The sequence below is a fragment of the Hungatella hathewayi WAL-18680 genome, from assembly GCF_000235505.1.
Taxonomy (GTDB): Bacteria; Bacillota; Clostridia; order Lachnospirales; family Lachnospiraceae; genus Hungatella_A; species Hungatella_A hathewayi_A.
The window spans coordinates 567,606-590,706 of sequence record NZ_JH379029.1 but is presented as its reverse complement, the minus strand read 5'-3'; the positions used below and the strand labels follow the sequence as shown (position 1 = coordinate 590,706).

General features: G+C 51.1%; 25 protein-coding genes. 18 read left to right on the top strand and 7 right to left on the bottom strand.

Annotation, left to right across the window (positions count from 1 at the left end):
- Positions 1-2: 2 nt before the first annotated feature.
- On the top strand, positions 3-752 hold the full coding sequence (locus HMPREF9473_RS23520; RefSeq protein ID WP_006782733.1) for an ABC transporter ATP-binding protein: 750 nt from the start codon (positions 3-5) through the stop codon (positions 750-752).
- An 81-nt stretch (positions 753-833) separates the two neighbouring features.
- Here HMPREF9473_RS23520 and HMPREF9473_RS23515 read toward each other — a convergent pair whose 3' ends face one another.
- The 6 genes from HMPREF9473_RS23515 to pflB form a co-directional block, all read right to left on the bottom strand.
- Complete coding sequence (locus HMPREF9473_RS23515) at positions 834-1,559, bottom strand: gamma-glutamyl-gamma-aminobutyrate hydrolase family protein (protein ID WP_006782732.1); 726 nt, start codon at positions 1,557-1,559, stop codon at positions 834-836.
- A gap of 92 nt (positions 1,560-1,651) precedes the next feature.
- Positions 1,652-1,822, bottom strand: coding sequence for a DUF362 domain-containing protein (locus HMPREF9473_RS27065; protein ID WP_006782731.1), 171 nt, complete (start codon positions 1,820-1,822; stop codon positions 1,652-1,654).
- A gap of 105 nt (positions 1,823-1,927) precedes the next feature.
- Positions 1,928-2,686 carry a pyruvate formate-lyase-activating protein gene (gene pflA / locus HMPREF9473_RS23510; RefSeq protein WP_006782730.1) on the bottom strand — a complete coding sequence of 253 codons (759 nt, stop codon included), beginning with the start codon at positions 2,684-2,686 and terminating at the stop codon, positions 1,928-1,930.
- A 104-nt stretch (positions 2,687-2,790) separates the two neighbouring features.
- Positions 2,791-3,036, bottom strand: coding sequence for an autonomous glycyl radical cofactor GrcA3 (grcA3, locus tag HMPREF9473_RS23505; RefSeq protein WP_006782729.1), 246 nt, complete (start codon positions 3,034-3,036; stop codon positions 2,791-2,793).
- Positions 3,037-3,050: 14 nt separating this feature from the next.
- The gene (locus HMPREF9473_RS23500; RefSeq protein WP_006782728.1) at positions 3,051-3,293 is read right to left on the bottom strand and encodes a hypothetical protein; all 243 of its coding nucleotides are present in this window, start codon (positions 3,291-3,293) and stop codon (positions 3,051-3,053) included.
- 24 nt (positions 3,294-3,317) lie between these two features.
- Positions 3,318-5,372, bottom strand: a complete 2,055-nt coding sequence (gene pflB, locus HMPREF9473_RS23495) for a formate C-acetyltransferase (protein ID WP_006782727.1) — start codon at positions 5,370-5,372, stop codon at positions 3,318-3,320.
- A gap of 329 nt (positions 5,373-5,701) precedes the next feature.
- Between pflB and HMPREF9473_RS23490 the strand changes: the two genes are divergently transcribed.
- Positions 5,702-5,902 carry a DUF1858 domain-containing protein gene (locus tag HMPREF9473_RS23490; RefSeq protein ID WP_006782726.1) on the top strand — a complete coding sequence of 67 codons (201 nt, stop codon included), beginning with the start codon at positions 5,702-5,704 and terminating at the stop codon, positions 5,900-5,902.
- Positions 5,903-5,965: 63 nt separating this feature from the next.
- Here HMPREF9473_RS23490 and HMPREF9473_RS23485 read toward each other — a convergent pair whose 3' ends face one another.
- Entirely contained in the window at positions 5,966-6,694 is a 729-nt protein-coding gene (locus HMPREF9473_RS23485) for an adaptor protein MecA (protein WP_006782725.1), read from the bottom strand.
- A gap of 286 nt (positions 6,695-6,980) precedes the next feature.
- On the opposite strand from HMPREF9473_RS23485, the gene HMPREF9473_RS23480 reads away from it, so the two are divergent.
- From HMPREF9473_RS23480 to HMPREF9473_RS23405, 16 genes are all read left to right on the top strand, one after another.
- Positions 6,981-8,501 (top strand): serine/threonine protein kinase, encoded by a 1,521-nt coding sequence (locus HMPREF9473_RS23480; RefSeq protein ID WP_006782724.1) that lies wholly within the window; start codon positions 6,981-6,983, stop codon positions 8,499-8,501.
- Positions 8,447-9,028: a hypothetical protein gene (locus HMPREF9473_RS23475; protein ID WP_006782723.1), complete on the top strand. Its 582-nt coding sequence runs from the start codon at positions 8,447-8,449 to the stop codon at positions 9,026-9,028. The genes HMPREF9473_RS23480 and HMPREF9473_RS23475 overlap by 55 nt, the downstream gene beginning before the upstream one ends.
- 119 nt (positions 9,029-9,147) lie before the next feature.
- Positions 9,148-9,390, top strand: coding sequence for a hypothetical protein (locus HMPREF9473_RS23470; RefSeq protein ID WP_006782722.1), 243 nt, complete (start codon positions 9,148-9,150; stop codon positions 9,388-9,390).
- Positions 9,391-9,768: 378 nt separating this feature from the next.
- Positions 9,769-11,430: a glycosyl hydrolase family 18 protein gene (locus tag HMPREF9473_RS23465; RefSeq protein WP_006782721.1), complete on the top strand. Its 1,662-nt coding sequence runs from the start codon at positions 9,769-9,771 to the stop codon at positions 11,428-11,430.
- Positions 11,431-11,445: 15 nt separating this feature from the next.
- Entirely contained in the window at positions 11,446-12,870 is a 1,425-nt protein-coding gene (locus HMPREF9473_RS23460; protein WP_006782720.1) for a metallophosphoesterase, read from the top strand.
- Positions 12,871-12,978: 108 nt separating this feature from the next.
- A complete protein-coding gene (locus HMPREF9473_RS23455; RefSeq protein WP_242830887.1) occupies positions 12,979-13,668 on the top strand; it encodes an N-acetylmuramoyl-L-alanine amidase in 690 nt (229 codons plus the stop codon).
- Positions 13,669-13,795: 127 nt separating this feature from the next.
- Positions 13,796-14,866 carry an L-threonylcarbamoyladenylate synthase gene (locus HMPREF9473_RS23450; protein WP_006782718.1) on the top strand — a complete coding sequence of 357 codons (1,071 nt, stop codon included), beginning with the start codon at positions 13,796-13,798 and terminating at the stop codon, positions 14,864-14,866.
- A gap of 38 nt (positions 14,867-14,904) precedes the next feature.
- On the top strand, positions 14,905-15,399 hold the full coding sequence (locus HMPREF9473_RS23445; RefSeq protein WP_006782717.1) for a deoxycytidylate deaminase: 495 nt from the start codon (positions 14,905-14,907) through the stop codon (positions 15,397-15,399).
- A gap of 2 nt (positions 15,400-15,401) precedes the next feature.
- Positions 15,402-17,177: a B12-binding domain-containing radical SAM protein gene (locus HMPREF9473_RS23440; protein WP_006782716.1), complete on the top strand. Its 1,776-nt coding sequence runs from the start codon at positions 15,402-15,404 to the stop codon at positions 17,175-17,177.
- A gap of 66 nt (positions 17,178-17,243) precedes the next feature.
- A complete protein-coding gene (nth, locus tag HMPREF9473_RS23435; protein ID WP_006782715.1) occupies positions 17,244-17,939 on the top strand; it encodes an endonuclease III in 696 nt (231 codons plus the stop codon).
- Positions 17,936-18,652 (top strand): 3'-5' exonuclease, encoded by a 717-nt coding sequence (locus HMPREF9473_RS23430; RefSeq protein WP_006782714.1) that lies wholly within the window; start codon positions 17,936-17,938, stop codon positions 18,650-18,652. Before nth ends, HMPREF9473_RS23430 begins: the two co-directional genes overlap by 4 nt.
- A 153-nt stretch (positions 18,653-18,805) precedes the next feature.
- Positions 18,806-20,293, top strand: a complete 1,488-nt coding sequence (locus tag HMPREF9473_RS23425; protein ID WP_034860068.1) for a VanW family protein — start codon at positions 18,806-18,808, stop codon at positions 20,291-20,293.
- Positions 20,294-20,296: 3 nt separating this feature from the next.
- On the top strand, positions 20,297-20,923 hold the full coding sequence (locus HMPREF9473_RS23420; RefSeq protein ID WP_006782711.1) for an AIR synthase-related protein: 627 nt from the start codon (positions 20,297-20,299) through the stop codon (positions 20,921-20,923).
- 20 nt (positions 20,924-20,943) lie between these two features.
- Complete coding sequence (locus HMPREF9473_RS23415) at positions 20,944-21,426, top strand: Lrp/AsnC family transcriptional regulator (protein WP_006782710.1); 483 nt, start codon at positions 20,944-20,946, stop codon at positions 21,424-21,426.
- Positions 21,423-22,595 carry an aminotransferase class I/II-fold pyridoxal phosphate-dependent enzyme gene (locus HMPREF9473_RS23410; RefSeq protein WP_006782709.1) on the top strand — a complete coding sequence of 391 codons (1,173 nt, stop codon included), beginning with the start codon at positions 21,423-21,425 and terminating at the stop codon, positions 22,593-22,595. The genes HMPREF9473_RS23415 and HMPREF9473_RS23410 overlap by 4 nt, the downstream gene beginning before the upstream one ends.
- A gap of 3 nt (positions 22,596-22,598) precedes the next feature.
- Positions 22,599-23,090 (top strand): tRNA (cytidine(34)-2'-O)-methyltransferase, encoded by a 492-nt coding sequence (locus HMPREF9473_RS23405; RefSeq protein ID WP_006782708.1) that lies wholly within the window; start codon positions 22,599-22,601, stop codon positions 23,088-23,090.
- The last annotated feature ends 11 nt before the right edge of the window (positions 23,091-23,101 follow it).

The window sequence follows — 23,101 nt, the reverse complement described above, 5'->3', positions numbered from 1 at the left end:
TCATGGGAGAAAACAGAGAGACAAAAGTAAAGGTTATGAATCTGACCAAAAAATTTGACGACCTTCTGGTGTTGGACGATATATCCTTTGATGTAAAAAAGGGAGAGTTCCTGTGTATTGTGGGGCCTACCGGCTGTGGCAAGACCACATTTTTAAACAGTCTCACAAAGCTGTACAAGCCGACGGCGGGGGAGATTCTGATTAACAACGAGCCGGTGGACTTGAACAAACACAGTGTTGCCTATATATTTCAGGAGTACTCCACTATGCCGTGGCTGACGGTGGAGGAAAATGTCAGGTTCGGGCTTGAGATTAAGCATACGGACAAGGACATTACCGATAAGAAAGTGAATGAGTATCTGGATATCGTGGGATTGACGAAGTACCGCAATTATTATCCGGACCAGCTTTCGGCCAGCATGCTTCAGAGAGTGGTGATTGCCAGGGCCTTCGCCACGGAGCCGGAGCTGCTTTTGATGGACGAGCCTTACGGGCAGCTGGATATCGAGCTGCGGTTCAAGCTGGAGGATGAACTGTTAAATTTGTGGAAACGCAATGGGACCACGGTGATTTTCATCACCCACAATATTGAGGAGGCGGTGTACTTGGGAGAGCGGATACTGGTGCTCACCAACAAGCCCACGAAGATTAAAAAAGAAATCATGAATGATTTGCCAAGGCCCAGGGATATCGCATCCGAGGCGTTTGTAAACTTGAGAAACCAGGTTACGGATTTGATTAAATGGTGGTAATCTTTAAAAGGAAAGAGGCTGTCGCGGGAAGCGGCAGTCTCTTTTTCGCTCGTCTGACAGACGTATGTATTCGTTTTCAGGCTAAATAGTTTTGCAGGCATCCACAAATGTGCGGAATATCTGCGCCGCGGCGTTGTCCTTCTCCCAAAGGTACTCCGGGTGCCACTGGACTGCCATCAGGAAGGGGTAGTCGGGTTTCTCCACGGCTTCTATGAGACCATCCGGGGAGTGTCCACAGGCGACCAGGCCCGGGGCGAGATTTCTGACCGACTGGTGGTGCATACTGTTGACCTGAATGGAGCCGCCCTCCAAAAGTCCGGTGATCCGGGAAAGCATGGTTCCTACCGTCACGTTCACGGTGTGGCAGGGGATGTCATAATAAAAAGGCTGGTCGTGGGCGATAGGCGCAGCGACCTGATACTGGCTTTTGATATCCTGATAGATGGTGCCGCCCAGACCGATGTTGATGAGCTGGATACCCCGGCAGATTCCAAGGATTGGTTTCCTGACGCTGATGGCAAGTGAGAGCAGGTTCAGCTCCATGGTATCTCTCTGGAGAGATACGCTGCCGCACCCGTCAATGGTTTCCTCCCCAAACAGGAAGGGGTGTACGTCCGGTCCGCCCACAAAGAGAAAGCCATCCAAAACGCCCACAAGCTGCGCCAAATCTTCTCTTGGTATCTCCAGCGGCAGAACCACCGGAATGGCTCCTGCGGCTTTTAAGGCCTTCAAGTAGGTAGGCCGCATGCTGATGTCCTGATTCTCCGTGTTGTGGGACGGAGTAAGACCGATAAGTGGTTTCTTCATAATGCAGTGCCTCCAATACACATGATTGCAATCCTGAAAAAATAAATGCCTCTCCCACTGAGGAAGAGGCATTTATGTAGTTACTGAATGAATTATTCCTCAGAGATTGCGCCTGTTGGGCATGCGCCTGCACAGGTTCCGCAGGAAATGCAGGTATCAGCGTCGATAACGTACTGGCCTTCTCCCTCAGAAATAGCGTTAACTGGACACTCGCCTTCGCAAGTACCACAGGATACACAAGCGTCAGAAATTACATATGCCATGATAAATACCTCCTTATATTCTATACATTTGCTATCATTTTATACTATCTTCTTTAAATATTCAAGTGGAAAATGTAGGACAATTGTTTAAAATTCAGAGCAATGTCAGTTAGCTTTGCCTAACCGCTTGTCCCTGATACCACTTAATATGACTTTTCGTGCTTCGATTCCCTCCTCTTTGGTGAGAGGCGGTGTGTCGTTCAGCGGGTAGTCGATCCCCAGGTTTTCGTATTTCATTTTTCCCATATCGTGATAGGGCAGAACATCCAGGGCTTTGACGTTGTGAAGACCGCCGATGAAGGTTCCCAGCTGATAGAGGTAATCCCGGTTGTCCGTGATGCCCGGCACCACCACGTGGCGGATCCAGACGGGAATCAGCTTCTCATCCAGATAGCGGGCAAACTGTAAGATGCGCTCGTTGGACTGGCCGGTCAGCTTCCGGTGCTCCTCCAGGTTGATGTGCTTGATATCCAGCATGACCAGGTCCGTGACGGTCATCAGCTTGTCCATCTTCTCCATGGAAGCAGGACTGTCCGGGTTAAAGGTGATGCCTGAGGTGTCAAGGCAGGTGTGAATTCCCCGGTGGGAGGCGGTCTGGAACAGTTCGGTGACAAAGTCTATCTGCATCAGGGGCTCCCCGCCGGTAACGGTAATGCCGCCATTGGTATAGAAATGCCTGGAGGCTTCATACTGACGCAGAATCTCCTCCACGCTCATGTCGGTGCCGCCCTCCATCTCCCAGGTATCCGGGTTGTGGCAGTACAGGCACCGCATGGGACAGCCTTTTAAGAAGACTACCATGCGGATACCGGGACCGTCCACGGTCCCGAAGCTTTCTATGGAATGTACATGACCTTTCAACATAGGGGAATCCCTTCCTTTCTTTAGCGGCTGTGTAAGAAACGTGTATCAAGCGGGTAAAAAGGACTGTCCCGGTACATTTGGGACAGTCCTTAAGCAGTCACTCTTTAGATATCGGTGTGGAACGTGCGGGAGATAACCTCATCCTGCTGTGCCTTCGTCAGCTTGATAAAGTTCACCGCATATCCGGATACCCGGACTGTCAGCTGAGGATAGTTCTCAGGATGGGCCTGAGCGTCCAGCAGCGTTTCTTTAGAAAATACGTTGACATTCAGATGATGTCCGCCTTCCTCGGCGTATCCATCCAGCAAAGATACCAGGTTATCAATTTGAGCTTCACTTACATTTGCCATAATAGAAATCCTCCTTACTCATCTACGTCTGAATCCGGGTCATCTGCGGCGTCCAGTCCCTCAAAGAGAGTGGGCACCCCGCAGGCCAAATCACCTGCGGCGCAGTCCAGCGAATTCATCTGGGTTACTGTTTTTGAAAATGTTTCCTTGGTGTTGACGGTTCCGTCATCATCCACAATGACGTTCATATGGCCCCCATTTTGGGACATGAACTGGTCAATCATGGAAACAATATCATCTATTTTTTTGTCATCCATAGGGCGCTCCTTTTCTCCGGAATCTTAGTTGTCGGAATCCAGATTCAGTTCCACTTCCAGGTCGCCGGCGAATATCTGGTCCTCCTTGCCGAGGGCGCCGGGGATGATGGAGAAGGTATTGGAGATACCGTCCTGTGCATCCTTGAATGGCAGCTTGGCCACTGAGGCAAGAGAAGCGACAGCGCCGTGGGAATCACGCCTGTGCATCGGGTTGGCGCCCGGTGCGAATGGCTCTCCGGCTTTTCTTCCGTCAGGAGTGGAGCCGGTAGCTTTACCATAAACGACATTGGAGGTGATTGTCAAGATGGAGGTTGTTGGAATACCGCCGCGGTAGGTGTGGTTCCCCTTGATGCAGTTCATGAAGGTGTGCACCAAATCGCTTGCAATCTGGTCAACACGGTCATCGTTGTTGCCGTATTTCGGGAAATCGCCTTCCACTTCGTAGTCCACCACGATTCCATTTTCATCACGGATGGTTTTTACTTTCGCGTACTTGATGGCGGACAAGGAGTCGGCCACAACGGAGAGACCGGCGATACCGGTTGCAAACCAGCGGGTGACCTTCTTGTCGTGAAGGGCCATCTGTACTTTCTCGTAGCAGTATTTGTCATGCATGTAATGGATGATGTTCAGTGCGTTGACATACACGCGGGCCAGCCATCTCATCATATCCTTGTAAGCGTCCATGACCTCGTCGTAATCCAGATACTCGGAGGTGATAGGACGGTATTTCGGTCCAACCTGCTTCTTGGACACCTCATCCACGCCGCCGTTGATAGCGTACAGGAGGCATTTTGCCAGGTTGGCGCGGGCGCCGAAGAACTGCATCTCCTTGCCCAGTCTCATGGAGGAAACGCAGCAGGCGATGGCGTAGTCGTCACCGTGGGTCACACGCATCAGGTCATCATTCTCATACTGGATGGAGGAGGACTCGATGGAGGTCTTGGCGCAGAACCGTTTGAAGTTCTGTGGAAGACGGGTGGACCAGAGGACGGTTAAGTTCGGCTCCGGAGCGGTTCCTAAGTTCTTTAACGTGTGCAGGTAGCGGTAGGACATCTTGGTCACCATGTGGCGTCCGTCGATTCCCACGCCGCCGATGGACTCGGTCACCCAGGTAGGGTCGCCGGAGAACAGCTCGTTGTATTCCGGAGTTCTCGCAAATTTCACGAGACGGAGCTTCATGATGAAATGGTCCACAAACTCCTGAATCTGTTCCTCGGTGTAAGTGCCGGCGGCCAAATCTCTCTCCGCATAGATATCAATAAATGTAGAAGTACGCCCCAGGGACATGGCAGCTCCGTTCTGCTCCTTCACAGCCGCCAGATAACCGAAGTAGGTCCACTGGATGGCCTCTCTCACGTCATTGGCCGGTCTGGAAATGTCGTAGCCATAGATTTCGCCCAGCTTCTTCAAATCCTTCAGCGCGCGAATCTGCTCGGACAGCTCCTCCCTGTCGCGGATAACGTCGGAGTACATGATGGTACGTGTCGTCGCCTTCTGCTCCTCCTTATCCTCAATCAGCCGGTCAATCCCGTACAGAGCAATTCTGCGGTAGTCGCCGATGATACGTCCACGGCCGTAAGCATCCGGAAGTCCGGTGATAATGTGACTGGAACGGCAGGCCCGCATCTCCGGTGTGTAAGCGTCGAAAACGCCTGCGTTGTGGGTCTTTCTGTGTACGGTGAAGAATTCACTGATTTCCGGGTCCACGGTGTAGCCGTTGTCCGAGCAGGCTTTCTCCGCCATGCGGATACCGCCATATGGCTGAAGAGAACGCTTGAACGGCTTGTCCGTCTGAAAACCGACGATGGTCTCTTTTTCTTTATCTAAATATCCAGGTCCGTGGGATGTGATGGTGGAGATAATCTTCGTGTCCATATCCAGGACGCCGCCGGCTTCTCTCTCCTGTCTTGATAAATCCATAACCTGGTCCCATAAATCCTTGGTGTTCTGAGTCGGTCCTGCTAAAAATGCGTCATCACCATCGTATGGGGTATAATTTTTCTGGATAAAATCCCGAACGTTAATCTCTCTTTCCCAGACGCCGGGGGTAAATCCAGCCCATTCTTTCTTTAACATGTAGTACCTCCTGAAAATGTTGGTTGAAACATCATGTGACAAAAAATGACTCTTTATTACTATAATACTATAATCATAGGATTACAACTTTTCCAATTATTATAAGTAATAATAAACAATTATAAGTGGAAGAGTTGGAATTGCAAATTCATATCCTAGGAAGTTTGTATGAATGTATTATATATGAATACTGTATACAAGTCAAGAGGCTTATTGATAAAGTTTTAACAATATGGGGCCATGAAATTGCTATGTATTGATTTCCTGCCTTGCCAAAAAAAGAGAAAAGTATTATAGTACTAATATATTGAAAAGGAGGTTATAAAGCGATGCAGATAAGTAAAGATATGTTAATCGGCCAGATGATTGGTATGGACGATTTGATTCCTCAGATGTTGATGGCTGCCGGCATGCACTGTCTCGGATGTCCTTCCGCTCAGGGTGAGTCTCTGGAGGAGGCATGCTTCGTTCACGGAATCGACTGTGATGACTTGGTATCCAAAATGAATGAGATTCTTGCGGACAGATAGTCTGTGATGGGAAAGCCGTCTGCGCATATTGCGCAGGCGGCCTCTTTTAATTTTATGCTATGTTTAGATGCCGGCCATAATCTGAAGTGCACGATTTCTGGCAACCACCTCATAATGCTCCTGGTAGTAGGATTCACTGGAGTACTCGTGATGTATCTTCGTACCGTATTCCGCCAGGATATTGCATACCCGGCTGAAATCAAGGGAATCGGAACCGTCGTCTGTCAATACCAGAAAATAGCGGAAGGTTCCCGGCTTTTTATATAAGGTATTCTGTCCCTGATAGAGACCTCCAACCGCTCTGGCGGCCTCTGAAATGCGGTCCAGACTCTCAAAGGTATAGACACGGATGGAGGATGTCCGCGATGCTTCCGTCTTCTTGTCCGGAGATTCCAAATCCTCCGATACGGACAGGGTATTGCCGCTTAGAAGGTTCAAAAGTCCGTCCGCCCCTTCCAGCAGTTCGCTGGCCAGGTCGGAGAGGGAATCGGAGTCCTCCTCTGACATCGGTGAAAATCTTGCAAATCTGGTATCCAGTTCCTCTGGGTCTTCTATCTTGGTAATCACCAGCATCACGCTCTCATTGGATAACGGAATGGCTTCTACCATGAGAGGAATATCCTCGGCTTCAAATCCCACTTCGTTGGATGCTTTCTGAATCATCTCGCGAAAAAGACTGCGGGCCTTCTCACTTCCGTAAGCCAGCTCGCCCAGATTTAAGTTGCGTACACTTAAATCAAAACTTGTGAGAGTACAGCGAATCTGGTTGTCATTGATACGTTCTATCTTCATAGCATCACTTCCTTTTCTATCATAAAGTAAGAATGGATATAATTCTTCAATATAACTATACTATATTTTATGACCAAATAGCAATTACTAAGCACAAAATTTATGAAAAATTTATGGAATTATGGACAAGAAGGGGGGAGTGAGGGCGGAGAGCGGGGGATGATAGTAGAAATTACACCATTGATTTAGCTTATTTTCCTATTGGCAATCATATCTTGAAAAGATGAAAAAAATCGAAGAAAGTCGTTGCAAAGCGGGATTTTTTATATTAAGATAGGGGCAAGAGATGATATTGAAAAAAGGAGGTGTGGGAATCGAAAACACCATTCTGTTTGGAAAATATCAATTAGGTCCTGTGATAGGGCAGGGACGAAGCGGCACAGTCTGGCTGGCGACGCATCTTGGTTTGGAGGAGAGGCGGGCCATCAAGCGGGTACCGAAGGAACTGGAGGATTACGACAGGTTCCGGCGGGAGGCGCTGCTGCTGAAAGAACTTCGTCATCCCGGCATCCCTATTGTGTACGACCTGGAAGAAGATAATTCTTATTGTTATCTGATTGAAGAGTATCTGGAAGGAAACTCTCTCTATGACGTGGTGAGACACCAGCGTCATCTGAATCAGGACACAGTTATCCGTTATGGAATTCAAATCTGTGACCTGGTCCAATACCTGCATTCACATTCCGCAGGACAAGACCCAATTTTATATTTGGATTTACAACCGAAAAATCTTTTGTTATGTCATGAAGTGGTAAAACTGATTGATTTTGACCATTCCGCACGGCTTTTGGACGCCAATGAGGACACAAAACGATATGGAACGCCAGGCTGCTGTGCTCCGGAACAGATGAACGGAGAACAGGAACTGGATATCCGCACGGATGTCTACGCCATTGGCTGTATTCTGTATTTTATGCGGACCGGCGTTTACCAGGACGGGGATGTTGCGCAGAACGGAGATTTCTGTGAGCGGGAGCTTGCCCGGATTATCCGTACCTGTCTGAGAGAAAAGAAAGAAGAGCGGTATCAGTCGGCCGGGGAAATAAAACTGGCGCTTCTGGCATTGACAGGGCATGTAGACAATCGGAAGAAAATCCACATGTCCGGAATCGGTGTTTTCAGTAAAAATAATATATCATCTCTTGTTATTGCTCTCGCAGGGAGCAAATCCGGGGTAGGAACAACCCATCTGAGTATCAGCTTATCAGGTTATCTAAGACATCAGGGATATCCCAATTTATATGAAGAGCATAACCGCTCCGGCGCCGTGTGGCAGACAGCACGTTACATGGGCCTGGAATCGGATTCTTATGGCATCTTCAACATGCAGAACATTCTGTGTAAGCCGGCCTACGGGGAAGCCGTCAGACTGAAAGAACATCCTTACCGGGTGGTTGTCCGTGACTACGGGACAGACTGGGAAGAGATGGCGCGTCAGACGGACATTCAGGTGAGGATTCTGGTACATGGAGGAAAATGGTGGGACGCGGCGGACGGGGACAGGGCATTCAAGGCATTTAGCGGCTGTCCGGATTTAGTCGTGCTGTACAACCACACTCTGCCCGGCATTTCCTTAAAAGCGCCGGAAGGAGCAGAGAACATGCGCTGTTTCTTTGTGCCTTATTTTTGTGACCCGTTTCTGCCGGGAATTCTGGTCACAAGATTTTGGGACGCGGTGACGGGACCTTTTATCAGGACAGGAAAGGGGGAGGCATCTCTACGAAATGGAATAAGAAGAACGGCCGGAAAGATTTGTCGGAGAATCGGATTATCGGCATTGTGGGACTGGGCCATGGAGCAGGGGTGACTCACCTGGCTGTCATGATGGGAAACTATCTGAGCGGAGCCTGCGGGCTCAAGACGGCGGTTCTGGAGTGGAACGGGCAGAGGGATTTTAAAAAGATGGAACAGGAATGTCTTGGCAGACAGATGGGGGGACGTCCTTTCACCGTGCTCGACGTGGATTATTACGCCGGGGCGGATGAACGGGTATTAACTGCCTGCATAAATCTGAACTATCAACATATCATCATCGACTTTGGCGGCATCAGTGTAGAAAACAGGACGGAATTTTTCAGGTGCGACAGGAAACTTGTGGTTGCATCGCTTAGCGAGTGGCAGATAGAAGCGTTTTGGGAGTTTTTGCGACAGGAAGGGAAGGCCGGAAAGAGGAGCTGGACATATCTGACTGCATTTGGCAGTGAAGAGACCAGAATAGAAATTGTGCGGAGGCTGAAACTTCCCATTGTGAGAATCCCACTTTCAGTAGATGCGTTCACTGTGACCCGGGAGATGATGCGCTGGTTTGAGGAATTGCTGACAGCGCGCATCTGAAAGCAGAGGGCAGTCCGCACTCCGGATGAGGAACAGGCAGAAAGCCGATTATGTGTCACGACATATCCTCCGGAGCCGGATTGCCGCCGAAGAAAATACGGAAGAGGTTAGGTTGTACTATGGAGAAGTTTAATAGTGATGAGTATTTGGAGGAGCAGGAAAGGCAGGAATATGTCAACGGATTAAAACGTTTCCAGGCCAAAGGAATCCCGGTTTTTATTGACGGTGAGAGAGCAAGTGAGGAAGACTGGGATAAAATTTTTATGGTCAGGGAAGATGGTTCTTTTTACATGAGCGACTACGTAGGGATGGAAGAAGGCGCCCTGCGTGAGATTCATTTTGACAGGGTTTATAATCGTTAGAAGGTAGTATTGTAATACTAAGGGCTTTTGATATAGAAAAGTCTAGGCAGAACTGCAAGGAGAGATACCATTTTCAGCCAGGAAATAGGGATTGAGAGCAGTTCTGAGGGTGGGTAAGGGGAATTTCGTAGTTAATAGAATTTTAAGGCACAAAGTGGCGGGGGGTGTGGTATAATGTCCACGTAGGCAATGAGCAGTGCAAAAACGCGCAACAGCAAATTTGCGTTGTGCTCGCACATAAGCAAATTTGCTGTTGCACGTTTTTATAGGGCGAAGCCCGTGAGCGAGACGCAGCGCAGCGGAGTCGAGCGCACTGCGGACTCAGCATCCGCACCTCTCACCCACATCAACAACACCACACATAGGAGGAACAACTCTTTGAAACGCAGACTGGCACCAATCATCGCGGCAATCGGAGCTATACTACTAATCATTACCGGCTTTATCGGAGCATATTTCATCATAAAATACCTCCCATCCAACGAGATGGCAGACAAACAACAACTATTACAGGTCCAGGGAGAGCAAACCGCCATTTATTTCAACAGCGAACTCCAGGAGTCCAAGGCCATCACCCGTGACGGCCAGACCTATCTCCCTATCACCTGGGTAAACGAGAATATCAACGAGCGTTTCTACTGGGACGACATAGAAAAACTCTTAGTCTACACCCTTCCGGAAACCATCGTCTATGCCGACAAGCGAACCACCGGCAGCACCGGCGCCCCCCTTCTTCTTGTGGAGGACACCGATGTATACCTGTCCCTGGGCCTCATCAGCAACTACACCGATGTCCAGGTAAAAGCCTACGAAAATGACGGCGTAAACCGCGCCTTTATCGACAATACCTGGGGCGAGTGGACTTTGGCCACGTCCAAAAAAGAAACCGAGGCCAGAGTCAAAGGCGGCATCAAAAGCCCCATCATCACCAATGTCCCCAAGGGAGCGGAGCTTCGCATCTTAGAGCAGTTAGAAGACTGGTCCCGCGTGGAGACCTCCGACGGCTACATCGGCTACGTGGAGAACCGCACTATCGGAAACATCCGGCAGGTCCCACAGATAAGTATGTTTGAAACACCCGTCTACACCAACATTTCCCTGGATGAGAAAGTCAGCCTTGCCTTCCACCAGGTGATGTCGGACGACGCCAATGACGCCATGGAGACGCTCATCGCCAACACAAAGGGCGTCAATGTCATCGCGCCCACCTGGTTCGCCCTGACAGACAACAAAGGCAATTATCACTCCTACGGGAGCAGAGAATACGTCGACAAAGCCCACGCCATGGGCATGCAGGTGTGGGGCGTACTTGACAACTTCAACAAAGGGGATGACGTAAACTCCGGAATCCTATTCGCCCAGACATCCGTCCGCAAAGACCTTATCAGCAATCTGATGGCCGAGGTGGAAAGCCTGGGACTGGACGGCATCAACCTGGACATCGAGGGAATCAAACCCTCCGCCGGTCCTCATTACGTACAGTTCATCCGTGAACTCTCCATCGAGTGCCGGAAGAACGGCATCATCCTGTCCGTAGACAACTATGTCCCCACGGACTACACCTCCTTCTACAACCGTGCCGAGCAGGGCCGTGTTGCGGACTATGTCATCATCATGGGTTACGACGAGCACTACGCCGGAGGAGATGCCGGTTCCGTGGCTTCCCTGCCCTATGTGAAAAAGGGAATCGAGGACACATGCAGCATCGTTCCAAAAGAAAAGGTCATCAACGCCATCCCGCTTTACACCCGGGTATGGACGGACAACAACGGCAAGATATCCTCCTCCGCCCTCGGAATCGCGGCGGCCAAAGCCTGGGTGGAAGAAAAACAGGTAGACCTCTACTGGCAGGAGGAGATGGGACAGTACTACGGAGAACTTCAGACAGACGAAGGCTTAAAGATGGTCTGGATGGAGGAGGAGAAATCCATAGGCCTGAAGATGGACGCCATCAAAGATGCCGAACTGGCCGGAGTGGCCGTCTGGAAGCTGGGATTTGAGCCGGCGGACATCTGGGATGTTGTGAAAGTAAATGAATAGTTGAGGCTTAAGTATATGAAGAAAAAACTGGCAGTTATGACCCTCCTGACACTCTGTGTGGCAGCAGGAATCGCAGGATGTTCCAAAGAGAAGCCTGTGGATGAGACCCCGGTACAGACAGAGACACAAACCGAGACAGAGACGGAGAGCACCAATCCCACCGAAGAGACGACCATAGAAGCCCTTGAGCCGTCCACGGAGATACCGCCGGAGACAACTCCCGACGAAACCGCGGAGCGGAATAACCGCCTGATTGTCGCGACTGATATCCACTACCTGGCCAGGAAGCTGACCGACGGCAAAGAGGCGTTCACTTACATGGTAGAGCACGGCGACGGAAAGATGGCCAACTACGTGCGGCAGATAACCGACGCGTTTCTGGACGAAGTGATAGAGGAGAAGCCCCAGGCATTGATTCTCAGCGGGGACTTATCTCTCAACGGGGAGAAGTTGAGCCACGAAGAGCTGGCATCCAAGCTGGTGAAAGTGGAGGATGCCGGGATACCGGTGGTGGTGATTCCGGGCAATCACGATATCAATAACCCGGCGGCGGCCCAGTTTCAGGGGGAGGACCATTTCCCGGCGGAGCAGACCACACCGGAGGATTTTGAAACCATTTACTATGATTTCGGTTACGGGGAAGCCCTGTCCAGGGACGAACATTCCTTGAGCTACACCTACCAGCTGGATGATTTCAACCGGCTGCTGATGCTGGACAGCTGTCAGTACGATGACGGCTACCATGTGGGCGGGATGATAAAGCTGGAGACCTATGACTGGATAGAGGAGCAGATGGATATCGCCTGGAACGAGGGCATGAATATCATACCCGTGTCCCATCACAACCTGATGGATGAGAGCCAGGTATACGTGGATGACTGTACCATTGAACATTCCGAGGAATTGCAGCAGAAGCTGTGTGACTGGCATGTCCCCTGGTTTTTGAGCGGACATCTGCACGTACAGCATTTTAAGAGCAGTGAATCCTACGGTATCGATGAGATCGTCACCAGCTCCCTTTCCACGGCTCCCTGTCAGTATGGAGTGTTAGATTACGGGGACGACGGGAGTTTCGAGTATCACACCAAAACCGTGGATATGGCGGCCTGGGCCAGCCGGACAGGAAACAAGAACCGCCATCTGCTGAATTTCCCCGAATATTCGAAGAAAATGCTGGAGCGGGTCTTCTATAATAAGGTGATGGATACCTACAAAAATTCCGACATTCCCCGCCACGACAAAGCGCAGATGGCCAATCTCTACGCCAAACTCAATGTCTACTCCTATGCCGGCAAGGCGGTGGAGATCGTCTCGGAAGTGGTGGAGGACCCGGCCTACCAGTTATGGGAGGAGTACGGTGGAAATGATATCCTGTACCAGTACATGCAGGAGATTGTGCGGGACGCCGTGGTGGATTACAATCACTTCGAGAGAAAATAACACAGTCAGATAGAACAAACAAAAGGAATCGCCTCGATTGGCGGTTCTTTTTTGATGGTGGAAAATATATATTGGAGTAAAAGAGGGTGTCAGGTAACGATATTGAAAATGGAAAAAATAGAACTGCTCATGGCCCTGTGCCTGCTGGTTCTTGTCTATGGAATCGCGGGGCAGGCGGGGATGATGCAGGCAAATGCGGTGGGAATCACAAAAAAGGAGAGACCGGTGGTGGTGATTGACAGCGGCCACGGGGGAAATGACCCTGGAAAAGTGGGTGTGGACGGCAGTCTGGAAAAGGACATCAATCTTCAGATAGCCACCCGGCTGAAGGCATATTTGGAGGCCTCCGACGTGGAGGTGGTGATGACGAGGAACGATGACACCGGACTGTACAACTCCGGCGACAACAATAAGAAGATGGCGGACATGCGGAAGCGGTGTGAAATCATCAATGACACCAAACCGGCCCTGGCCGTCAGCATTCACCAGAACAGCTACCACGAGGAAGCCATTTCCGGCGGGCAGGTCTTTTACTACAAGGGTTCCGATAAGGGGAAACGCCTGGCGGAAATCCTGCAGAAGCGGTTCGATTATGTGCTGGGGGCCGGAAACCGACGGGTGGCGAAATCCAATGACAACTACTATCTGCTGCTCCACGTCAAGGAGCCGATCGTCATTGTGGAATGCGGTTTTTTGAGTAACTGGAAAGAAGCGGCCTCCCTAAATTCGGAGGAATACCAGGATAAAATGGCGTGGACCATCCACATGGGAATCATGCAGTATTTAAACGGCGGCTGACAAAACAAAGAGAACGGTTGCACCGGGCGGATGGGTGTGCTATTATGGGGATAACGTCGATTTTTTTGACGGAAAATGTTGATAACCATAACAGGTAAGACAGAGAACAGAAAGCTGAAGAGACAGGATGAAGACGAAAGTAATAACTATAAATGACAGAGAGCAGATAGAGGACAGCCAGCTGGAGGAGGCGGCCCGGATACTGCGAAACGGCGGGCTGGTGGCATTTCCGACGGAGACGGTCTACGGGCTGGGAGCCAACGCGCTGGACGAGGAGGCCGCCAGAAAAATCTATGAGGCGAAAGGACGACCTTCCGACAATCCGCTGATTGCCCATGTGGCCCGGAAGGAGGATGTGGAACAGCTGGTTTCCCATATCCCGGAAGCGGGACAAAAGCTGATGGACGCCTACTGGCCGGGGCCGCTGACTCTGGTGTTTCCAAAGAGCGGTATCGTGCCATACGGGACAACCGGGGGGCTGGAAACCGTGGCCATCCGGATGCCAAGCGACACCATAGCAAACCGCCTGATTGCTCTTGCAGGGGTGCCCATAGCTGCACCCAGCGCCAACACGTCAGGGCGGCCAAGCCCGACGACGGCGGAGCATGTGTATCAGGATATGAATGGAAAGATAGAGATGATAGTGGACGGAGGGCCGGTTGGAATCGGTCTGGAATCCACGATTGTAGATGTGTCCGGGGATGTCCCCTCCATGCTGCGGCCGGGGGCGGTCACCATAGAGATGCTGAGGGAGACGCTGGGAACGGTGGAGATTGACCCGGCGATTACCGGCCCGTTGAAGGCAGATGTGAAACCCAAGGCGCCGGGGATGAAATACCGACACTACGCGCCGAAGGCGGAGCTGATGCTGGTGGAAAGCAGTGAGGAAGTGGACGGACAGAAGCGGGTGGCGGAGAAAATCATGGAGCTGGCGAAGGAAAAACTGGAGGCCGGCTACCGGGTTGGGATTATCTGCACCGACGAGAGCCGGGAGTATTATACGGAAGGAATCGTGAGAAGTCTGGGGCTTCGAGCCAAGGAGGAGACGATTGCCCACAACCTGTTTGCTGTGCTGCGGGAGTACGACGATTTGGCGGTGGATTACATTTTCTCGGAGAGCTTTTCCAAAGAGGCGCTGGGACAGGCCATTATGAACAGGCTGACCAAGGCGGCAGGATATCATGTACTGAAGTTGTAGAGTTAACAAATATATCATAATAAGGGGAGGATACAGTTATGACACAAAAGAGAGCAGAATATATCACGTGGGATGAGTATTTCATGGGTGTAGCACGGCTGTCGGCCCAGCGCTCCAAGGACCCGAGCACCCAGGTGGGAGCCTGTATTGTCAGCGAGGACAACAAGATTTTGTCCATGGGATACAATGGATTTCCAAAAGGCTGTTCCGACGACGAGTTTCCGTGGGACAAGACCCACGAGGCGGACGACCCTTACAATGCCAAATATTTTTATTCCACCCACAGCGAGCTGAATGCCATTTTAAATTACCGGGGCGGCAGCCTGGAAGGCAGTAAGCTCTATGTGACCCTGTTTCCCTGCAATGAATGTGCGAAAGCGATTATCCAGGCGGGTATCAAGACCCTGATTTATGGCGAAGATAAATATGCGGATACACCGGCGGTCCGGGCGTCCAAGCGGATGCTGAATGCGGCTGGCGTCCGCTATTACCGCTATGAGCCGACGGGAAGAAAGATAGAGATTGAGGTCTGAAGATGAAGTTTTTGCTGGTGGCAGTGAATGCCAAATATATTCATTCCAATCTGGGAGTATACAGCCTGAAGGCGTATGCGGAAATGAGATTGAAATGGGAAGACGGACGGGGGAAAGAGGGCTTTCTCCCGTCTGCTGTTTCGGCGGATGAGTTGACGATTGAGATAGGCGAATATACGATTAACAACCAGATGGATATGGTGCTGAAGGATATTTACCAAAGACAGCCGGATGCGCTGGGATTTTCCTGCTATATCTGGAATATCGACTATGTGATGGAACTGGTTCACGATATCCATAAGGTTCTGCCCGGATGCGATATCTGGCTGGGAGGTCCTGAGGTTTCCTATGACGCTGGGGCAGTTCTTCGCAGGGAGCCGGCGGTGACCGGCATCATGAAGGGGGAGGGGGAAGAGACCTTCACCCGGCTGGTGGAATATTATGTAAACCAAGACACGGAGCAGACCGGAACCAGTGCACTGGCCGGCATTGCCGGACTGGCGTTTCGCGGCGAGGAGGGAACCATAAGAGAGAATTCCATCCAGCCGGTGATGGATATGAGCCGGATACCCTTTTCCTACGGGGATTTGACCGGGTATGAGCACAAGATTATCTACTATGAGAGCAGCCGCGGCTGTCCATTTTCCTGCAGCTACTGTCTGTCCTCCATTGACAAGTCGGTCCGGTTTCGGGATTTGGAACTGGTGAAGAGAGAGCTTGCGTTCTTTCTGGAGCACAAGGTGCCACAGGTGAAATTCGTCGACCGAACCTTCAACTGCAAGAAGAGCCATGCCATGGCCATCTGGCAGTATCTGCTGGAGCATGACAACGGGGTGACCAATTTTCATTTTGAGATATCCGCCGATTTGTTGGACGAGGAGGAATTGTCCCTCATAGAGCGGATGCGGCCAGGGCTGATCCAGCTGGAGATTGGCGTGCAGACCACCAACCCGGATACCATCCGGGAGATACGACGAACGATGGATTTGGAGAAATTGTCTGCGGTGGTGGCGAGAATCAACGGGTTTGGCAATGTCCACCAGCATCTGGATTTGATTGCGGGGCTTCCCTATGAGGGATATGAGCGGTTTCAGCAATCCTTTGACGATGTGTACGCCATGAGACCGGAGCAGCTTCAGCTTGGTTTCCTGAAGGTCTTGAAGGGCTCTTATATGGAAGAGATGGCTGGGACTTACGGCCTCATTTACAAGGAGAAGCCGCCTTACGAGGTGCTGTCCACCAGATGGCTGAATTATGGGGAAATCCTGAAATTGAAAGCGGTCGAGGAGATGGTGGAGGTCTATTATAACAGCGGGCAGTTTCGGACGACGATGGCTATGCTGGAGGAGGAATTTGACTCCCCCTTCCGGATGTACGAGGAATTGGCCGGGGAGTACGAGTCTCTTGGCCTCTTCGACGTGAGCCACAACCGTCTGGCCCGGTATGAGATTCTCTTTCAGTTTATTGAGAAGCGGTATCACCGGTTGGAGCAGTACCGGGACAGTCTCATGTATGACTTGTACCTTCGGGAAAATGTGAAAAGCCGCCCGTCCTTTGCCAGGGAGCAGACGGCGTACAAGACAATTGTGCGGGATTTCTTTATCAAAGAAGCGGAAAATCCCCATTATCTGATGGGATATGAGTCATATGATTCCAAACAGATGAGTAAAATGGCACATGTGGAGGCGATGGGAGATGGAAGTCTGATTTTATTTGATTATTTGAACAGAGACCCATTGAATTATAATGCAAAAGCGGTTAAAATAAACGTTATGTAAACTTAAAGGAGAGATACAGTATTAAGGCAGGCGGGAGCGTGCCGAAGAACAGCCAGGGAGGATATGATGGCAAAGAGAGAGACAAAAGCGCAGCGGGCAGAGCGGGTGTTAAAGGTGCTGGAGGCAATGGACAGGGAGTATGGCACGGAGTACCGGTGCTACTTAAACCATGAGACGCCCTGGCAGCTGTTGATAGCGGTTATCATGAGCGCCCAGTGCACGGATGCCAGGGTGAACATTGTGACGAAGGATTTATTTCAGAAATATGACACGCTGGAGAAATTTGCGGAGGCGGATTTAAAGGAGCTGGAGCGGGATATCCATTCCACCGGCTTCTATCACAACAAGGCCAAGAACATTATCGCATGCTGCAAGGAGCTTGTGGAGCGGTATAACGGGGAGGTGCCAAGCACTATCGAGGAACTGACGTCCCTGGCCGGTGTGGGACGAAAGACGGCCAATGTCATCCGTGGAAATATCTACGGGGAGCCCAGCATTGTGGTGGACACCCATGTCAAGCGGATATCCAGGAAGCTGGGATTTGCAAAAGAGGAAGACCCGGAGAAAATAGAGTACGAGTTAATGAAGGTGATTCCCAAGGACCACTGGATTTTATGGAATATCCAGATTATCACACTGGGGAGAAGCATCTGTTTCGCCAGAAGCCCCAAATGTGAGGAGTGTTTTTTGAGAGAGTACTGTCCCAGCGCGGAGACGAAAGAGACGGCGAAGCCCAAATCCCGCAAAGGAGAGTCATCATGATGAATTCTTATGTGGCAGTTGATTTGGAGACCACCGGGTTGAACCCGAAGACAGATAAAATCATGGAGATTGGGGCCATCAAGGTGGTTGACGGCCAGGTGGCGGAGGAGTTTCACACCATGGTTCATCCGAGACGCCAGCTGGAGGAAGAGATTGTGGAGTTGACCGGCATTGGGGATGAGATGCTGCGGGACGCGCCGGGGATTGAGGAGATAATCGGTCAGGTTGTGGCATTCTGTGAGGGATTTCCACTGGTGGGGCACCGCATCATGTTTGATTACAGCTTTTTAAAGCGGGCGGCGGTGAACGCGGGACTGGAGTTTGAAAAAGAAGGCGTGGATACACTGGAGCTCTGCCGGAAGTTTATGCCGGAGGAGGAACGGAAGAATCTGGGGGCGGCCTGCCGCTATTTCCGGGTTGAGACCGGGACGGCCCACCGGGCGCTGTCGGATGCCCAGGCGGCCAGCGGATTGTATCAGGAACTGATGAGGCATCACGGGAAAGACCGGCCGGAAGCATTTGAGCCAAAAACGTTGATTTATAAAGTAAAAAAGGAGCAGCCAGCCACAAAAAGACAAAAAGAAGGCTTGCGTGAATTGCTAAAATATCATAGAATAGACATAGCTGTGCAGATAGACCATCTGAGCAGAAATGAAGTTTCCAGAATGACGGATAAAATTATCTCCAAATACGGAAGAATAGTAAAGAGGTGAATGCAATGATAGACTTTAATAATAAGAAGAACAAGAAAATTGTATCGACGATAATTATTGTTTTACTCGTATTGGCCATGGTAGTGCCGACTGTGGCAGGCGCACTGATGAGCGCCGGTATTTTTTAAGAGAAGTAAGAGGGGCCTGTAAATGATGAAATTGAAGATGTGGATGAACGGTTTGACCGTCTCGACATGGATACTTCTGGCATCGGTGGCATTTCCCATGGAGGCGGCTGCCGCAGATGACGTGGTTCCGGATGGAATCTACGTGGCTGATTTCAATCTGGGAGGATTGACCAATGAGGAGGCCGGCCAGAAGGTAGACGAGTATGTAAACAGCATGGCGAACCAGACGGTTACCCTGAATGTGGATGGAACTATGGTGAATACCACCGCGGGGGAACTGGGCTTTCGCTGGAGCAATACGGATGTGGTGGCAGAGACGACGCAGCAGTATGAGGGCGGCAATCTGATCCGCCATTATATGAACCTGAAGGATTTACAGATGAATCCGGTGACCCTGGAGCTGGAGACGGCCCTGGATGACGGGATGATAGCCTCATTTGTGGAGACGGAGTGCAACGCGGTGACGGCGGAAGCCAAGGACGCCAGCATTACCAGAGAGAACGGCGCTTTTGTGATTACGCCGGAGGTTGTGGGCAAGACGGTGGATATTGATGCTACCAGACAGGCGTTAAACGAGGCCCTTGATAGCGGTTTAAATGCACCTATCGTCGTGACGGCGGTGGTGGAAGAAAAGCTGCCGGCAGTGACGGCGGACCAGCTGGCCACGATTCAGGATGTGCTTGGTACCTTTTCCACGGACTTTTCCAGCAGTGGAGCGTCCCGTTCCACCAACCTGAAGGTGGGTTCCGGGAAGATTAACGGCCGGGTGCTGATGCCTGGGGAGACATTGTCCGGGTATGAGTGCATGCAGCCATTTACCACAGCCAACGGATACGCAACGGCTGCGGCCTATGAGAATGGGCAGGTGGTGGACAGCGTCGGCGGCGGTGTGTGCCAGATAGCAACCACACTGTACAATGCAGCGCTGCTGGCGGAGCTGGAGATCACCCAGCGGCAGAATCATTCCATGATAGTCAGCTATGTGAAGCCGTCCAATGACGCGGCTATCGCAGGAACTTATAAGGATATCAAGGTTACGAACCCATATGACACGCCGATTTATGTGGAAGGCGGGACCAATGGAAGGACGCTGTTCTTTACCTTTTACGGTAAGGAGACGAGACCGTCCAATCGTACCATTAAATATGTGTCGGAGACACTCAGTGTAACTGACCCAGGGGAGCCGATTATCAAAGTCGACCCGTCCCTGGCGCCGGGAGCGAGAGTGCAGGAGCAGTCCGCCCACAGAGGGTTAAAGTCAAGACTGTGGAAATATGTCTACGTGGACGGCGTGGAGACGGAGAAGACCATTCTTCACACGGACACCTACAATGCCTCCAAGGCGATTATCCGGACGGGTCCGGAAGTACCGGCGTCCACGGAGCCTGTGGAAGTACCGGCGGATGTGCCGGCCGAGAGCATTCCTTCGTTTGTCACCGGGGAAAATGGCGGACCGGGCGTGTCAGCGCCGCAGCAGGAGCCATCACCATCACCAGGCGGACCGGGAGCGTAGCATATGAGAAAAATCATACGGGAGAACCACGGCACCATGAAGCCGGGACAGGATTTGGTTATCGCCGGCTATATCGGGCAGGAGGGAGCCAGAATCATCGCCTGTGCCAGGGAAGAAGAGCTGAGACAGTGGTTTTCCAAGGATTATATCGAACAGATAAAAACAAACAGAGATGTGGAAGCACTTACCGGGAATCTGGAGCAGTGGCGTGAATTCGGCGCTACCGAGTGTGAACCCATAGGTGAGGGCGGTGTCTATACCGCCCTCTGGAACCTGTCGGGGGCATATAAGGTGGGGATTGAATTCCAACTGCTTCAGATTCCTATTAAACAGGAGACCGTGGAGGTCTGCGAGAGATATGATGTCAACCCGTACCGGCTGTACTCGGAAAACTGTGTGCTGCTGGTGGCGGACAATGGCGGTCATCTGGTGAGAGCCCTGGAAGAAAAAGGGATTCCAGCCGTGGTGATTGGCCGGGTAAATCCCGGAATTAAACGGGAAATTCTCCATGGAAGACCGGGAACTGTCAGCCCGGATGAGACGGAGGAGGAAGGACGGGGATATCTGGACCGTCCTGCCAGAGATGAGTTATATAAAGTGGTCCCAGACTGCTTATTATATAAAAAATAATTAATCAGGAGGTAGACGTTATGAGAGAGAAAATTTTGGCGGTAATAGAAAAAAACAGCAGAATTGACATCAAAGACTTGGCGGTTCTGTTGGGAGAAAGTGAAGTCGCGGTGGCCAACGAAATCGCCGAAATGGAGAAAGAGCACATCATCTGCGGTTACCATACCCTGATAAACTGGGACAACACCAGCGATGAGAAAGTAATGGCTTTAATTGAGGTAAAGGTAACTCCCCAGAGAGGTATGGGATTTGACAAAATTGCGGAGCGGATATACCAGTACAGTGAGGTGGAAGCGGTGTATCTGATGTCCGGCGCCTATGATTTTACCGTGTTTATCGAGGGAAAGACCATGAAGCAGGTGGCGCTGTTTGTGTCAAATAAGCTGTCCCCTATGGACTCGGTACTGAGCACGGCGACTCATTTTGTGCTTAAAAAATATAAGGACCACGGAACCATACTGGCTGATACTGTTCAGGACGAAAGGATGCTGATTACTCCATGAGAAACCCATTATCTGATACCATCGTAGACATTCCACCTTCCGGTATCCGGAAGTTTTTCGACATCGTCAGTGAGATGAAGGATGCCATATCACTGGGCGTTGGAGAACCTGATTTTGATACTCCGTGGCATATCCGTGAGGAGGGCATTTACTCCCTGGAAAAGGGAAGAACCTTCTATACCTCCAATGCGGGCTTAAAGGAGTTAAAAGTTGAGATTTGTAATTACTTAAAACGGCGCTGTGACGTTACATATGATGCGGATAAGGAAGTCATGGTGACGGTGGGCGGCAGTGAGGCCATCGATATCGCCCTGCGGGCCATGTTAAACCCAGGGGAAGAGGTGCTGATACCACAGCCCAGCTACGTGTCCTATGTGCCGTGTACCAGACTGGCCGGCGGCGTGCCGGTGATTATTGAACTGGAGGAGAAGGACCAGTTCCGTCTGACACCGGAGAAGCTTCTGGAGAAGCTGACGGATAAGACGAAGATTCTGATTCTGCCGTTCCCCAACAATCCTACGGGAGCGATTATGGAGCGGAAAGATTTGGAGGCTGTCGCGAAGATAGCGATTGAGAAAGATATTTTCATTATCACCGATGAAATATACTCGGAGCTGACCTACAACCAGGAGCCTCATGTGACCATCGCGTCTCTGCCTGGCATGAAGGAGAGAACGGTGCTGATTAACGGATTTTCCAAGGCCTATGCCATGACGGGATGGAGACTTGGATATACGGCGGCGCCCCACATGATTCTGGAGCAGATGCTGAAAATTCACCAGTTTGCCATTATGTGCGCGCCGACCACCAGCCAGTATGCGGCGGTATCCGCCCTGCGCAACGGGGACGGGGACGTGCAGATGATGCGGGAATCCTATGACCAGAGACGGCGGTTTGTGCTTCACGCCTTCGAGGAGATGAAACTGGAATGCTTTGAGCCTCATGGGGCGTTTTATGCATTTCCAAGCATCAAGCGGTTTGGGATGACCTCGGACGAGTTCGCCACCAGATTCCTGGAGGAGGAGAAGGTGGCAGTTGTGCCTGGAACCGCCTTTGGAGACTGTGGGGAGGGATACCTGCGTGTGTCCTACGCCTATTCGCTGAAGAGCCTGAAAGAGGCCCTGGGCAGAATGGAGCGGTTTGTAAAACGGCTGGATGGAGAGGCATAGAAGATGAATGTAGTATTGTTTGAGCCGGAAATGCCGGCCAATACCGGGAATATCGGACGGACCTGTGTGGCGACGGACACGAAGCTGCACCTGATTGAGCCGCTGGGCTTTAAGATCAACGAGAAGGCGGTGAAGCGGGCCGGCCTGGACTATTGGGATAAGCTGGATGTGACGGTTTACAGTGATTATCAGGAATTTTTGGAGCGGAATCCGGGGGCGAAGATTTATATGGCCACCACCAAGGCCCAGAAGGTATATACGGAAGTGGAATACGAGCCGGACTGCTTTCTGATGTTTGGGAAGGAGAGCGCCGGAATTCCGGAGGAAATCCTTGTGGAGAACCAGGAGACCTGTGTGAGAATTCCCATGTGGGGAGATATCCGCTCGCTGAATCTGTCGAATTCGGTGTCGATTGTGCTTTATGAGGCACTGAGACAGAATGGATTTGAGAAGATGACGATGAAGGGCGATTTGCACCGGCTTCACTGGAAGTAAGATATTGAACT